At 70.1% G+C, this 13,194-nt stretch carries 13 protein-coding genes; 5 read left to right on the top strand and 8 right to left on the bottom strand.

The window, feature by feature from the left end; genetic code table 11:
- Positions 1-70: 70 nt before the first annotated feature.
- From AC5Y7V_RS30115 to AC5Y7V_RS30100, 4 genes are all read right to left on the bottom strand, one after another.
- A complete protein-coding gene (locus tag AC5Y7V_RS30115; protein ID WP_499883659.1) occupies positions 71-2,347 on the bottom strand; it encodes a PE domain-containing protein in 2,277 nt (758 codons plus the stop codon).
- 231 nt (positions 2,348-2,578) lie between these two features.
- Positions 2,579-4,465, bottom strand: coding sequence for an ABC transporter family substrate-binding protein (locus tag AC5Y7V_RS30110; protein ID WP_499883661.1), 1,887 nt, complete (start codon positions 4,463-4,465; stop codon positions 2,579-2,581).
- 67 nt (positions 4,466-4,532) lie between these two features.
- Positions 4,533-6,422 (bottom strand): translational GTPase TypA, encoded by a 1,890-nt coding sequence (gene typA / locus AC5Y7V_RS30105; protein WP_499883658.1) that lies wholly within the window; start codon positions 6,420-6,422, stop codon positions 4,533-4,535.
- Positions 6,423-6,586: 164 nt separating this feature from the next.
- A complete protein-coding gene (locus tag AC5Y7V_RS30100; protein WP_499883657.1) occupies positions 6,587-6,979 on the bottom strand; it encodes a (deoxy)nucleoside triphosphate pyrophosphohydrolase in 393 nt (130 codons plus the stop codon).
- Between the two features lie 167 nt (positions 6,980-7,146).
- Between AC5Y7V_RS30100 and AC5Y7V_RS30095 the strand changes: the two genes are divergently transcribed.
- Together AC5Y7V_RS30095 and AC5Y7V_RS30090 are read left to right on the top strand one after the other, a co-directional pair.
- The gene (locus tag AC5Y7V_RS30095; RefSeq protein WP_499883656.1) at positions 7,147-7,923 is read left to right on the top strand and encodes a DivIVA domain-containing protein; all 777 of its coding nucleotides are present in this window, start codon (positions 7,147-7,149) and stop codon (positions 7,921-7,923) included.
- Positions 7,924-7,964: 41 nt separating this feature from the next.
- Positions 7,965-8,249, top strand: a complete 285-nt coding sequence (locus AC5Y7V_RS30090; RefSeq protein ID WP_499883655.1) for a 4a-hydroxytetrahydrobiopterin dehydratase — start codon at positions 7,965-7,967, stop codon at positions 8,247-8,249.
- Here the strand turns inward: AC5Y7V_RS30090 and AC5Y7V_RS30085 are convergent.
- Positions 8,246-9,484, bottom strand: coding sequence for a mannosyltransferase (locus AC5Y7V_RS30085; protein ID WP_499883654.1), 1,239 nt, complete (start codon positions 9,482-9,484; stop codon positions 8,246-8,248). The two genes, AC5Y7V_RS30090 and AC5Y7V_RS30085, sit on opposite strands and share 4 nt — an antisense overlap.
- Before the next feature lie 142 nt (positions 9,485-9,626).
- Here AC5Y7V_RS30085 and AC5Y7V_RS30080 point away from each other — a divergent pair, with 142 nt between their 5' ends.
- Together AC5Y7V_RS30080 and AC5Y7V_RS30075 are read left to right on the top strand one after the other, a co-directional pair.
- Positions 9,627-10,310 carry a hypothetical protein gene (locus AC5Y7V_RS30080; protein ID WP_499883653.1) on the top strand — a complete coding sequence of 228 codons (684 nt, stop codon included), beginning with the start codon at positions 9,627-9,629 and terminating at the stop codon, positions 10,308-10,310.
- Positions 10,311-10,356: 46 nt separating this feature from the next.
- The gene (locus AC5Y7V_RS30075; protein ID WP_499883652.1) at positions 10,357-11,376 is read left to right on the top strand and encodes an Rv1157c family protein; all 1,020 of its coding nucleotides are present in this window, start codon (positions 10,357-10,359) and stop codon (positions 11,374-11,376) included.
- On the opposite strand, the gene AC5Y7V_RS30070 is transcribed toward AC5Y7V_RS30075, so the two are convergent.
- On the bottom strand, positions 11,373-11,987 hold the full coding sequence (locus AC5Y7V_RS30070; RefSeq protein WP_499883651.1) for a TIGR03086 family metal-binding protein: 615 nt from the start codon (positions 11,985-11,987) through the stop codon (positions 11,373-11,375). The genes AC5Y7V_RS30075 and AC5Y7V_RS30070 overlap by 4 nt on opposite strands.
- A gap of 51 nt (positions 11,988-12,038) precedes the next feature.
- Between AC5Y7V_RS30070 and AC5Y7V_RS30065 the strand changes: the two genes are divergently transcribed.
- Entirely contained in the window at positions 12,039-12,464 is a 426-nt protein-coding gene (locus tag AC5Y7V_RS30065) for a MarR family winged helix-turn-helix transcriptional regulator (RefSeq protein WP_499883650.1), read from the top strand.
- Here AC5Y7V_RS30065 and AC5Y7V_RS30060 read toward each other — a convergent pair whose 3' ends face one another.
- Together AC5Y7V_RS30060 and AC5Y7V_RS30055 are read right to left on the bottom strand one after the other, a co-directional pair.
- Complete coding sequence (locus AC5Y7V_RS30060) at positions 12,465-12,611, bottom strand: DUF1059 domain-containing protein (RefSeq protein ID WP_068103058.1); 147 nt, start codon at positions 12,609-12,611, stop codon at positions 12,465-12,467.
- Complete coding sequence (locus AC5Y7V_RS30055; RefSeq protein ID WP_499883649.1) at positions 12,608-13,189, bottom strand: HhH-GPD-type base excision DNA repair protein; 582 nt, start codon at positions 13,187-13,189, stop codon at positions 12,608-12,610. Before AC5Y7V_RS30055 ends, AC5Y7V_RS30060 begins: the two co-directional genes overlap by 4 nt.
- Positions 13,190-13,194: the final 5 nt, after the last annotated feature.

Raw genomic sequence — 13,194 nt, 5'->3', positions numbered from 1 at the left:
CCCCGCCCGCGCCCCCGGCCCCCGCCCCCCCCCCCGCCCCCCCCCGGCCGCCCCCCCCCCCCCCCGGCAGCTAGGCCACGAACAAGCCGGCGAAGTCGGCACCCGCGGCCAGGGTCTGGTCGAAGATGCCCTCGATGCCGCCGATGTTGCCGCCGTTGAAGACCTGCGCACCGGTGCCGGTCAGGACCGTGCCGACCGCCGGGAACTGCACACCGCCCAGGAAGCTGTTGAGCGTTTGCTCGCCGGTGAGCACGAACAGGTTGGGGATGTTGAAGAGCCGGTTCAGGCCGCCGTTGAAGGCGGTGTTGCTCCCGAACGTCGCTGTCTCCCAAGCCATTTCGCTGTTCACCAGGTTGGTGTTGAAGGCGACCTGCGCCGGGATCACGCTGGACAGGAAGTTCAGCTGACCAGAAGCCAGGCCCTGCAACCCCGCGGTGGGCGCCGCCACCAGCGCCACCCCGAGGTTGGGAATCGTGGTTAACAGCGATCCGTTCAGCATCGCGTTCACCGACGCCTGCAAGCCCGCCGCGTTGATCCCCGCCGTCAACGCGGCCTGGAGGGAGCCGTTGCCCGTCAACGCGGTTGCGACCCCGCTGATGACGTTGAGGTCCCACAAGAATTTGGTGTCCACGGCGCCTAGCAGCCCGCCGAGCGCGCCGCCGGCGATCAGGTTGGCCGGGGCGCCGACCGCGAGGCTGGCCAGGATCGCGCCGCCGGTGGGAAGCTGCGCGCCCAGGATGCTGTCGAAGGTCACCTCACCGGTGCCCAGCAGCAGGTTCCAGAAGTTGAAGGCGCTGTCGAGCGCGCCACCCAGGGCACCCGTGCCGCCGAAGAGCGCCGTCTCGATCGCGGTCTCCTGGGCGACCAGGGCCGCGTTGAGGCCGAGCTCGTTGGTGATCAGCGCCGTGTTGAAGCCGACCTCCATCGCCTGCAGCTGGGTGAGGAACGCGGGCACGTTCGGTGCGGTCAACAGCACCTGCCAGGGCGCGACCAGGTTGGCGAACAGCGTGGGAAGCCCGGCGATCCCCAGGCTGAGGCCACCGTTCAACGCGGCGTTCAGCTGCAGACCGAGCCCGTTGAGCCCGGCCATGATGTTGACCCCCAGGCTGGGGCTCAGGCCGAGAGAGCCGCCCAGCAAGTTCAGCGCGGCGGTCAGGTTGGCCGGCAGGGTGAGGCCGCCCGAGAGGGCCGGCAGGCCGGCGGTCAGGTTGGCGATCAGCGATCCGCCGGTTTGCAAGGCACCGGACAGCGCGGCCCCGAGGCCGGACAGGCTGCCACCGAAGCCGCCCGAGAGCGCGGCGTTGATCGCACCGTTCAGCCCGGCGAGCCCACCGGTGAGGCTGGCCTGCAGCCCCGGGAATCCGGCGGTCAGGCTTGTCACCAGCGCGTTACCGGTCTGGGCCAATCCCGACAGCCCACTGCTGATGTCCGCCGCCAGCGTGGCGCCGAGCGGCCCGAGGCCCGAAAGGCTGCCGCCGAGGCCGCCCGACAGCGCGGCGTTGATCGAGGCGCTCAGGCCCCCGAGGCCGCCGCTGAGGGTGGCCGCGAGCCCCGGCAACGCGAGGGTCAGGCCGCCGGCCAGGCCGGCGCCGAGGTTGGCCGCGAGGGTGTTGGCGGCCTGGATGAAGCCGGACAGTTCGTTGCCGAAGTCGGTAGCGAACGTCGCCACCAGCGGTCCGAACCCGCCAAAGCCGGCACCCAAGGAGCCCGACAGCGCGGCGTTGAGGGAGGCGTTCAGCCCCGACAGCCCGCCGGTCAGGCTGGCCTGCAGGCCGGGCAGCGCGGCGTTCAAGCCGCCCGCCAGCCCGGACAGCCCGGTGCCGATGTTCGTCGCGATCGCCCCGCCGGTCTGGGCCAGCGCCGTCAGCCCGCTGTTCACGTTCGTCGCGATCGCCGCACCGAGCGGGGCCAGCCCGAGGACGTTGGCGCCGAGGTTCGCCGATACCGCGGCGTTGAGCGAAACCCCGATCGCGTTGAGGTCGGCGCTCAGGCTGGCCGCCAGCCCCGAGATCCCGGCGCTCAGGTCGATGCCGAGCGCGGGGACCGCGCTCGCCAGTGTCTGCACAACGTTTACCTCGGCGGCCGCGTAGCTGCCCGCGCCCGCGCTCAAAGTTTGAACGAACTGCTGGTGGAATATCGAGGCCTGCGCGCTGAGTTGCTGGTAGCCCGCGGCGTGCGAGGAAAACAGGGCGGCAATTTCCGCCGAAACCTCATCGGCGGCGGCGGGGAGCAGGCCCGTGGTCGCGACGGCGGCGGCGCTGTTGGCCGAACCGATGGCAGAAGCAAGGTTCGCCAAATCCGTTGCCGCGTCGGCAATCAGCTCTGGCGCTGCGATGAGAAAAGACACGACAACCTCCCCGGTTCACCCCACGATGACCGCTAACGACTGTTTCCCGAACAGTCGATTCACGATGGCGGCAGCGTATCGAAATGGTGTGGTGAAAACGTTTGTTTGCGCGAACCGGCTATGCGGGTATTTAATTTGGCTTCCCGTTATGAATTCGTTACTTTTTTGGGTCGCCGAAGTGGGAGTACCCACTTTTGGGAAATAATCGTTTTCAGGTACGCGGAAAACCGCTTACGGCCCGGTTTTGATCCATTGGCCGGCGTCCCCGACGATGCCGACGGGGACCGCGCCCGTCAGGCTGACGTTTTGCACGCTGGGCCCGGCCGCGACGATCGTCGTGTCCTGCAAGATCGGCAGCACCGTGGACATGTTCCACAGCCGCGGTTCGACCGCGGTGATCACGTCGTTGATGCTCTTGGTGCCGTTGAGCGCGGCGTCGATGTTCGATTGGATGCTGCGGTCGCAGATTCCGGTGAGGTTCGACGGCGCCTGCACCAGGGCGCCGGGCTCGGGCGGGCGGCTGGGCGGTGACTGGGTGGGCGTCGTGGCGGTGGTGGCCGGCGCGGTGGACGGCGTCGGCCCGGCCGCCGGGGTGGTCGTCGCCACGTTCGAGGTCGGGACCGTCGTCGTCTGCAAAGCCGGGCAGCCGTAGCGCGACGCCAGCAGCGTCGCCAGGTTCCCCCCGGCCCGATGCCAGCCGACGATCGCGTCCACCTGGTTGTTGGCCAGCGCGTCGCGATACAGCGTCACCGGGTCCAGCGCCAGCACGGTCGCGGCGATGCCGACGTTGCGCAGCTGGTCAGCGGCGGTGTTGGCCACCGCGACCGAGGTCGGGTCGTTCGTCGCCACCCCGATGACCAGCGACAGCTGCTGGCCGTCCTTGCTGATGCGGCCGCGGGTGACTTCCGGCGGCCCGGTGCTCGCCGGCGTCGGCGACGGCGACGCCGTGCTGTTGGGTTCGACCTTGTATCCCGAGCTCTCAAACAGTGCCAGCGCGGCGGGCGTCGTCATCGCGGGCGGCGCGGTCGGCTCGTAGCCGGGGTCGCTGGGCGAGCGGATCTGGGCCTGGTCCAGCGTGACCGTGTTGTCGCTGCCCGCGCCGACGGCCGCCAGCAGGTCGACGTCGAGCAGGCCCAGGATCGCCTTGCGGACCTGGGAGTCGGACAGCTTGGACTCGTTGGCGCGCAGCGTGAGCTGCATGACCCGCGGCGTCACGATCCGCGCGGTGCGCACGTCCGGGATCGCCGACAGCTGCGCGAAGGCCGCGGAGCCGCCGTGCACCTGTGCGACCTGGGTATCGCCGTTGCGCACCGAATCCGCCAGCGCGGCCGGCGCGCCGGCCCGGCGGAACAGGATCAGTGCCGGCTTGGCCGGCGGGCCCCAGTAGCGGTCGTTGCGGGCGATCAGGATCTCGTCGCGCTGCGGGTCGATGCTCTCCACCCGGAATTGGCCGCCGGTGACCGGCAGGGCCCGCGCCAGCCCGGCCGCGAATCCGCCGGGCACGTCCTTGACGATGTGGGCCGGCAATATGTTGCTGAACAGCTCTTTCCACGCCGGATACGGTTGCGCGAAGGTGACGACGGCCTGCTTGCCGCCCTCGAGCGACTGCACCCCGGTGATGAGGTCGTAGCCGGCCGGATCGACGACCCCGGGCTGGCTGACCATCTGCCGCCACAAATACCAGAAGTCGTCGGCGGCGATCGGCGCGTTGTCGGTCCACTGCGCCTCCGGCCGGATCTTGTAGGTCACGGTGAACGGGTTCTGGTTCGTCACGTCCGCGGACACCAACAGGGTGGGGTCCATCTCCCAGCGCGAACCCGTCGGCGTGGCGGGGTCCGGCACCGGGCGGAACGCGCTGGGCAACACCAGCGCGCTGATCGCCGCGTTAACCGGCGACAGGTCCGACAGCAGGTGCGGGTTGAACCCGGCGCCGATCGAGTCGATGCCCATGATGATCTGGGTGGGCCGCTGCGGCGGCGGCGCCGAGTTGTGCGGCGTGTCGGTGCTCTGCGGCGCCGGCGGCGGGTTCACAGTGCACGCCGCCAGCGCCAGCCCGGCCAGCGAGACCAGCGCGCCGACCGTCAGGAACAGGCGGCGGGCTCGTCTCGGCACGCCCATCAGGGTATCGAGCAGCTGCTCAGCAGCCCGCCCAACCACGCCCTCGACGCGGCCCGGCGCCAAGCCGCTAGCCCCGCGCCTTGGCCCGCGCCCGGCTGCGGGCCCGGGAGGTGGCGTCGAGCTCGACTTTGCGCACCCGCACGATCTCGGGGGTCACCTCGACGCATTCGTCTTGCGCGCAGAACTCCATGGCCTGTTCCAGGTCGAGCTCAAGCGGCTTGGCCAGCGTCTCGATGACGTCCGCGGTCGACGACCGCATGTTGGTCAGCTTCTTCTCGCGGGTCACGTTGACGTCGAGATCCTCTGCGCGCGGGTTGATTCCGACGACCATGCCCTCGTAGGTGTCCTGTCCGGGCTCGACGAAGAACTGGCCCCGGTCGGCGAGCTGGATGAGGGCGAACGGCGTGATGGTGCCCGACCGGTCGGACACCAGCGAGCCGGTGTGGCGGGCCCGGATCTCCCCCGCCCACGGGCGGTAGCCGTCGAACACGGCGTTGGCGATGCCGGTGCCGCGCGTGATCGTGAGGAAGTCGGTGCGGAAACCGATCAGGCCGCGGCTGGGCACGACGAAATCCATCCGGACCCAGCCGGCCGCGTGGTTGGCCATCTCCTCCATGCGGCCCTTGCGGCCGGCCATCAATTGGGTGATCGCGCCGACGAATTCCTCGGGGCAGTCGATCGTCATCGCCTCGAACGGCTCGTGCAGCCGACCGTCGATGGTCTTGGTGACCACCTGCGGCTTGCCGACGGTCAACTCGAAGCCCTCGCGGCGCATCTGCTCGACCAGCACGGCCAGGGCGAGCTCGCCGCGGCCCTGCACCTCCCAGGCGTCGGGCCGGCCGATGTCGACCACCCGGATCGACACGTTGCCGACCAGCTCGGTGTCCAGCCGGCCGTGGACCATCCGCGCGGTCAGCTTGTGACCGGACACCTTGCCCGCCAGCGGCGAGGTGTTGGTGCCGACCGTCACCGAGATCGCCGGCTCGTCGACCGTGATGCGCGGCAGCGCGTGGGCGTGGTCGGGATCGGCCAGCGTGTCGCCGATCATGATCTCGGGGATGCCGGCCACCGCCACGATGTCGCCGGCGACCGCCTCGTCGGTGGGGCTGCGCTCGACGCCCTCGGTGGCGAGCAGCTCGGTGATCTTGGCGCTGGTGATGACCGGCACCCCGTCGACCTCGCGCATCCAGGCGACCTGCTGGCCCTTGCGCAGCTTGCCGTTGTAGATGCGGATCAGCGCGAGCCGCCCGAGGAAGGCCGACGCGTCGAGGTTGGTCACCAGGGCCTGCAGCGGCGCCTCCGGGTCGCCCGACGGCGGCGGGATGTGCTCCATCAACACGTCGAACAGCGGGTCGAGGTTGTCGCCGGCGGGCGCCTCGCCGTCGGCGGGCTGCTCGGTGCTCGCGATGCCCGCCCGCCCGGACGCGTACAGCGTCGGCAGGCCCAGGGCGTGCTCGGCGGCCTTGGCCGCCTCGTCGTCGAGGTCCGACGCGACGTCGAGCAGCAGGTCGTGGCTGGCGTCGACGACCTCGGCGATGCGCGCGTCGGGCCGGTCCGTCTTGTTGACGACCAGGATGACGGGAAGATGCGCGGTCAGCGCCTTGCGCAGCACGAACCGGGTCTGCGGCAACGGGCCCTCGGAGGCGTCGACCAGCAGCAGCACCCCGTCCACCATGGACAGTCCGCGCTCGACCTCCCCGCCGAAGTCGGCGTGCCCCGGGGTGTCGATGACGTTGATCACCGTGACCGTCCCATCCGGGTGATGGCGGTGCACCGCGGTGTTCTTGGCGAGGATGGTGATGCCCTTTTCCTTTTCCAGGTCACCGCTGTCCATGATGCGTTCCTGGGTGTCGTCGCCGCGGTGGTGCAGCGCCCCGGATTGCCGCAGCATCGCGTCGACCAGGGTGGTTTTCCCGTGGTCGACGTGGGCGACGATGGCGACGTTGCGGAATGGCACGTCGGTGATTCTGGCAGCGGGGGCCTCAGATAGCGAACCGGCAGATGCTCGAGGGCCCGAGGGCGTTGTGTGTGCGGTGGCGGCGCTCCTTGTGCAGCGTCGGCGCCCCGGCTCGGCGTGTCGTCGCCGTCAGCGCACGCACAACGCCCTGAGCGCACTTTCGATCACAGCGCTCGAACCAGGTCGGGTAGCCAGCCGCGATCGGCCGGCACCCAATCGACGTCGTGCAGCTCCGCGGCGGTCACCCACCGCAGCGCCCGATGATCCCGCGGGTGTGGCTCGCCGCCGAGCAGCCGCACCCGATACGCCCGCAGCGTCATCGTCTGGTTCAGCGGAATGTCGGAGCCGAGGCGGTCACCCACCACAACGTCGCCGCTCTCAATGCCCAACTCCTCCACCAACTCTCGGGCCAGCGCCTCGCGTTCGGATTCGCCGGGCGCGACCTTGCCGCCGGGCAGCTCCCAGCGGCCTGCCAATTCCGGCGGCCGGGCCCGCTGCGCGACCAGGACCCGGGCGCCGGAGATGACCGCTGCGGCGACGACGATCTGGGTCGGCATGGGCAGTGACGGTATACCGTCAGGATGCGGGTCCCCGGGGCGGCCATCGTCCGCGAACGAATCCCCTTGAGGCACAACGCCTCTATTACGTTTTGAACGCCAAAGTGGAATACTCGACTGTATCGGTTACCACCTCTACCGGGCACTTCTGAGAATCGGGGTTGGCCATGATCACCGAACCCGCAAAGACGTTCTCCCGCACCTTCAGGGGCTACGACACGGCCGCGGTCGACGCCTACCTCGAGGTGTTGTTCACCAAGCAGAAGTTGCTGATCGACGAGCTTCAGAACTTAAGAGCCCAGCGAAATGAATGCGGCGACGAAGCGGCCGCCCTGCGTATCGAAGTCGCCTGCCTCAATGATGAGGTCGCCATGCTCTCGGACACCTCGCCGTCGCCCTACGCGATGCAACACCGGATGGCGAAGTTGCTGCGACGCGCGCTCGACGAGGTTTCGCGGATGCACTCCGAGGCGCGAGCCGAGGCCGACGCCCTGATCGCGGTAGCCGAAGCGGAGGCCCAGGCGGCGCAGCGAGAGCACCAAGAACTGTTGGCGGACATGGCCTTACAACAAAAGGCGCTCGAAAGGCAGTGTGCGGAGACCAAGAAAAACGTCGACGCCGAAGTCGCTGGGAGGCGCGCCGAAGCCCAATCGTCGATCGATCACGCGTTCCAGGAAGCCGAGCACGAGCGTGAGCGGCTCCTCGCCGACGCAAAGCGGCAAGCTCGTCTATTGCAGGAGCAGGCCCGGCAAGCGGTGGCGCAGGCGAATCAGCAACGCATCCTGATCCTGGAGGAACTGATGGGTGTCGCCGGCGACCTGCAGGCGGTTCCGGCCAGCCTGGAGTCCGCCTACCAGGAACTGAACAACGCGGCGGAGGCGAGCGTCGTGGTGCCCTTGGACCAGAGAAGTCAAGCGCCGGCCGGCCCCGCCGTAGCCTCGTAGGTGAGCACCGTTCCCATCCCAGACGAGAGGACGCCTCCGGCATGGCTGTGTTAACGGATGAGCAAGTGGACGCCGCACTGCCCCAACTCAACGGATGGGAGCGTGCCGACGGCGCCCTGCGCCGGTCGATCAAGTTTCCGTCGTTTCTCGACGGCATCGACGCGGTGCGCCGGGTGGCCGAGCACGCCGAGAGCAAGGATCATCATCCCGACATCGATATCCGTTGGCGGACAGTGACTTTCGCGTTGGTCACCCATTCCGAGGGCGGCATCACCCAGAACGACGTCGACATGGCGCGCGACATCGACGGGATCGTCGAGGGCTAGGCCCTCGAGGCCTCGCGCCGGCCGGCGGTCGCCATCCAGATCAGCGTCACCATCGCCGCCACGATGTAGATCAGCCCCGCCCAGGCCAGATACCACGGTCGGCCGATCTGCCAGATCGTCGGTTGCGCGAAGCTCAGCAACCACGGCACCCCGACGATCGTGAGCGCCAACCAGCCCCAGCCGACGATGCGGGCGCCCGGCCACCCGCGCGGCGGCCCGTGAATCGCCCAGATCATGAGCGGCACCAGCCACACCCAGTGGTGGGTCCACGAGATCGGCGAGAGCAGCAGCCCAAACAGCTCGACCACCAGCAACCTGCCGAGCCGATCGGTGGGGTCCAGCGCCCGCCAGGCCAGGACGGCCAGCGCCGCCGTCACGGCCAGGGCGGCCACCACCAGCGGACCGAAGCCGGCGTCGTGGCCGAGGATCCGCGAGATGCCGCCGCGCCAGGATTGATTGAACGACGTGGCGATCGGCCCGACCCGGTGCGCGTCGCCCAGCAGATCGGTGAAGTAGTAGCGGGCCTGATCGCCGACGACCAGGACCGACACGCCCACGGTGGCCAGGAAGACCACCGCCGAGAACACCGCGGCACCCCAGCGCCGGGCGCCGAGCAGGTAGACCCCGGCGATCGCCGGCGTGAGCTTGATGCCGGCCGCCACGCCGACCAGAAGCCCCGATAACCACCAGCGGGTCGACCAGGCCGCCCACAGCACCACCAGCATGAGCAGGACATTCACCTGGCCGTAGTCGAAGGTGCTGCGCAGCGGCTCGATCCAGATGGTGACCGCCGTCCACAGCATCGCGACTCGGTGACCGGCCCCGGCCGGCACGCCCATCAGGCGCTGGCTGATCCGGATCGCGCCGTACAACGCGGCCATCGTCGCGACCTGCCACAGGAACGCCACCAGCCCAAACGGCAGCAGGTGCAGCGGGTAGAACACGACCGCCGCGAACGGCGGATACGTGAACGGCAGCGGGAAGTCCGGCGTCTGGTCGGCGTAGACGTAGCTGTACAGGGTGCCCGGATGGTCGATCGCGGCGGCGCCGCCGAGGTAGACGTGCAGGTCCACGAAGTTCGCGCCGTTCGGCGCCAGGTAGGTCCAGGCGAGTCGCGCGGCGACGCTCGCGATGAGCAGCGCCGGGGCGGCCGCCAGACGGGGGCTGGCGAGCCGCCGGGTGCGGGGTGCCGCCCGGGCGGCGGGGATGGTGTCTATGCGCCCGACTTTAGCCATCGCCCGGTGTTCTGTGGGCCGCTCGGTCACCGCCGTCACTCGTATCGGTAACGATCGAATAAATGCCACACGTGTCACTTGAGTCACACCAGCATCAAAGTAACTTCGGCCTCGGACCCGTCATCGACAACCAGGGAGAGTCATGCCAACCATCTGGACCTATTTGCGAGCGGCCGCCGTCGTGGCCGGCTCGTCCGCCGCCCTACTGACGGGCGGTATCGCCCACGCCGACCCCGTGCCCGCCCCCCAGGTGCCCAACATTCCGCAGCAGCTGATCAGCTCCGCGGCCAACGCACCTCAAATCCTGCAAAACCTCGCCACCGCGCTCGGCGCCACGCCGCCCGCGGCGCCGGCGTCCCCCGGCATCACCTTCCCGGGAATGCCCTCGGCGGCCTCGCCGGTGTCGCCTTCGGCGGGCCTCCCGTCGATTCCGGGACTCACCCCGCCCGCCGCGGCCACGGCCCCGGCGGCGACGCCGACGATCCCGGGCCTTGGCCAGATCCCGGGCCTCGCCCAGGCGCCGGCGGCACCCGCCGTCCCGGCCGCTCCGTCGATCCCGGGGCTGCCCGCCATCCCGGGGCTGTCCGCGCCGGCGGCTCCGGCCGCGCCGGCAACCCCGCAGATCCCGCAGGCGAAGGTGGACATGCCGGCGCTGCCGTCCGGCCTGCCGGTCAACGTGCCCGCGCAGCTGACGATTCCGCAGGATCTGCAGGCGCTGGCCGGGGGCCAGGCTCCGGCGGCTCCCGCCGCGCCGGCCGCACCGGCCGCGCCGGCGCTGCCGTCGCTGACCAACCCGATGGCACCGCTGCTCGCGGCCATTCCCTGAGCAGCTCGTTAGCCGACTAAACCGCCACCAACGACCGGAGGACATCGTGGCAACCACTCGGAATCTGTCCAAGGGTTTGGCCGCTGTCGTCACGGCGTCGGCTGCCGCGCTCGGGTTCTGCCCGAGCGCGGCGGCCGACCCGGCGGCGCCGCTGCCGACTCCGCAGGCGAACTCGACCCAGCAGTTGCCGGGCCTGCCGGCGCTGTCGGAGCTGAGCCCGATAATCCAGCAGGCGGCCAGCAATCCCGGGCAGGCTACGCAGCTGCTGATGGCGGCCGCGCAGGCGTTCTCGCACAACCCGACGGCACCCGCCGAATCCAAAAACGTTGCGGCGTCGGTGGATAAGTTCGTGGCCGAGCCCGGTGCGCCGGTGACCGCACCGGTGCAGCACGTGCCGCCGCTGGGCATCGAGCCCGGGCTGCAGTCGCACCTGCCGCCGGGGATCGACCCGGCTCGCGCGGCGGGCCCCGGGCCCGTCACGGCACCCCAGGCCGCCCCCTCGGCGGCCACGCCGCCCGCAGCCACGCCGGGCACCGAGCCCGTCGCGGCCGCCGTCCCGCAGCCGGCACCCGCAGCGGCACCGGCGCCCGCGCCGGCCCCCGCCCCGGACGCCGCACCGGCACCCGCGCCGGCTCCCGCGCCGGGTTTGGGCCCTGACGCCCCGCCCACGCAGGACTTCATGTATCCCTCGATCGGGACCAACTGCCTTGCCGACGGCAGCAGTTCGATCGCGACCGCGCTGTCGGTGGCGGGACCGGCCAAGATCCCGACGCCCGGACCCGGGCCGGGCCAGACCGCCTACGTGTTCACCGCGGTCGGCACGCCGGGGCCCGCCGAGGTGCAGAAGCTGCCGTTGAACGTCACCTGGGTCAACCTGACCACGGGCAAGTCCGGGACGGTGGCGCTCAAGCCGCGCACCGACATCAACGGGGACGGGCCGACGACGCTGACGGCGATCGTCGACACCGGCTCGGGCAGCATCATGTCGACGATCTTCGGGCAGGTCACGACCAAGGAAAAGCAGTGCCAGTTCATGCCCACCATCGGCTCGACGGTGGTGCCCTAGGGTTTCCAGGCGGGCGAGCGACCGAGATGGCTGAGAATGCGGTCGAAATCGCTCGCGCCGTCGGACGCTGCGACGGCCGGGCCGAACGGGGCGCCGTCCGTCGTGCGGTACTCCCCGTCCGGAACGACGAACACGAGCGGTAGCACGGCGGCGACCACGTCGTCCGAAAGCGCAAGGGGGACATCGACGCTCCGCGCCACGTCCCAGCCGTGCACCACGTAGTCCACGAAGTGGAAGCCGATCGCGATCGCGCCGGGGAACGCCGCCCCGGGGCCGAATTCGGGCAACGAGAAACTCGCCTCGAGCACCCCGTCGGCGGCGAACGCGTCGAGCACGTCGGCGGCGGCCGCGGCGTAGGTGCCGCCGGGATCGGCCGCGACGGCGTCGACCACGCGGTCGGCCGCCCAGATGGCCTCGCTGTCGCCGCCGCCACGCGCCGCGGCGGCGAACCCGTGATGCTGCGCGGTCATGTGGGTGAGCAGGTCCAGCAGGCTCCAGCCCGCGCAGGGTGTGGGCCGGTGCAGATCGTCTCGGGTGACGGCCGCGACGACGTCGACGGACGCCTGCACGGCGGCTCGGTGGAACGGTCGAACATCAGATATCGTATGCATGCGCTTACGATATGCAGGCGCATATAATCTGTCAACGGCTACGCTTCCCGCATGGCATCGACGCGTCCCGATCTCGCGGCGATGATGGCGCCGCTGGTTCGCGAGATGATGGCGGCCGAGGTCCCCGTGCTGGAGGCGCGTGGCTTGTCGATGTGGGGCTATGTCGTGCTGAGCGCGCTGGATCGCTCGCCGGTACGCAGCCAGGCCGCGCTCGCGGAGGCCATCGGCGCCGACAAGACGCGCATCATCCCCACCCTCGACGACTTGCAGGAGCGCGGCTACATCGAACGCCGGCCCGACCCCGACGACCGGCGCGTGCGGCTGCTGGCGCTCACCGATGCGGGCCGGGCCGCGAAAGATGGTGCGCAGGAAGACATCCAGCGCGGCGAGGAGCGCTGGCTGGGGCGGCTGTCGGCCGACGATCGCCGCGCGTTCCTGCGCGCCCTGCGTCAGCTTGCAGCCACCGACGGCGGCTAGCTAATAGGCCATGAAGAGGATGGCGTCGCGGTCGTACTCCAGGCCCGGATGGGCGCTGGCGAGGTGCGCCTGGGTGAGCTCGACCAGCTCGTCCTCGTCCTTGCCGGTGATGGCTTCCCCGCACGGACACGTTATGTGTGTCTTCACGTTGCCGCCTTTCCCTTCGCTGCTGCCTTCATCTGTTTTTTATACGATCGCACCTTCCCGAGGGACTGCGCGTCGACGATGTCGGCGACCGACAGGTGCGCGCCGGCCTTGCCGAAGTCGCCGGCCGCCTCCCGCCAGCCCGTCGGCGTCACGCCGTACTGCTTGCCGAGCAGCGCCAGGAAGATCTTTGCCTTCTGCTCGCCGAAGCCGGGCAGCCCCTTGAGCCGGCGCAGCAGCTCAGCCCCGTCGGGCTTGCCGGCCTTCCACAACCCGGCCGCGTCGCCGTCGTAACGGTCCACGATGATCTGCGCCAGGGCCTGGATGCGCTTGGCCATCGATCCCGGGAAGCGGTGCACCGCAGGCCTTTCCGAGCACAAGGCGGCGAACTTGTCCGGGTCGTAGTCGGCGATTTTGGCCGCGTCCAGGCCGCCCATCCGATCCGCGATCTTCTTCGGGCCGGCGAACGCCGTCTCGAACGGCACCTGTTGGTCCAGGAGCATGCCGACCAGCAACGCGAACGGGTCATCTTCCAGCAGCGCATCGGCCGCGGGCTCCTGCGCCAGGCAGAGCTTCGACATACGCC

Source organism: Mycobacterium sp. NGS34 (genome assembly GCF_059812845.1).
This window is presented reverse-complemented; position numbering and strand designations above follow the sequence as displayed.

Excerpts from the sequence above, each read along its gene's own strand:
- AC5Y7V_RS30110 (WP_499883661.1), bottom strand. The coding sequence starts at position 4,465 with ATGGGCGTGCCGAGACGAGCCCGCCGCCTGTTCCTGACGGTCGGCGCG.
- AC5Y7V_RS30095 (WP_499883656.1), top strand. The coding sequence starts at position 7,147 with ATGATCACCGAACCCGCAAAGACGTTCTCCCGCACCTTCAGGGGCTAC.
- AC5Y7V_RS30070 (WP_499883651.1), bottom strand. The coding sequence starts at position 11,987 with ATGCATACGATATCTGATGTTCGACCGTTCCACCGAGCCGCCGTGCAG.
- AC5Y7V_RS30065 (WP_499883650.1), top strand. The coding sequence starts at position 12,039 with ATGGCATCGACGCGTCCCGATCTCGCGGCGATGATGGCGCCGCTGGTT.
- AC5Y7V_RS30090 (WP_499883655.1), top strand. The coding sequence starts at position 7,965 with ATGGCTGTGTTAACGGATGAGCAAGTGGACGCCGCACTGCCCCAACTC.
- AC5Y7V_RS30080 (WP_499883653.1), top strand. The coding sequence starts at position 9,627 with ATGCCAACCATCTGGACCTATTTGCGAGCGGCCGCCGTCGTGGCCGGC.
- AC5Y7V_RS30100 (WP_499883657.1), bottom strand. The coding sequence starts at position 6,979 with ATGCCGACCCAGATCGTCGTCGCCGCAGCGGTCATCTCCGGCGCCCGG.
- AC5Y7V_RS30085 (WP_499883654.1), bottom strand. The coding sequence starts at position 9,484 with ATGGCTAAAGTCGGGCGCATAGACACCATCCCCGCCGCCCGGGCGGCA.
- AC5Y7V_RS30055 (WP_499883649.1), bottom strand. The coding sequence starts at position 13,189 with ATGTCGAAGCTCTGCCTGGCGCAGGAGCCCGCGGCCGATGCGCTGCTG.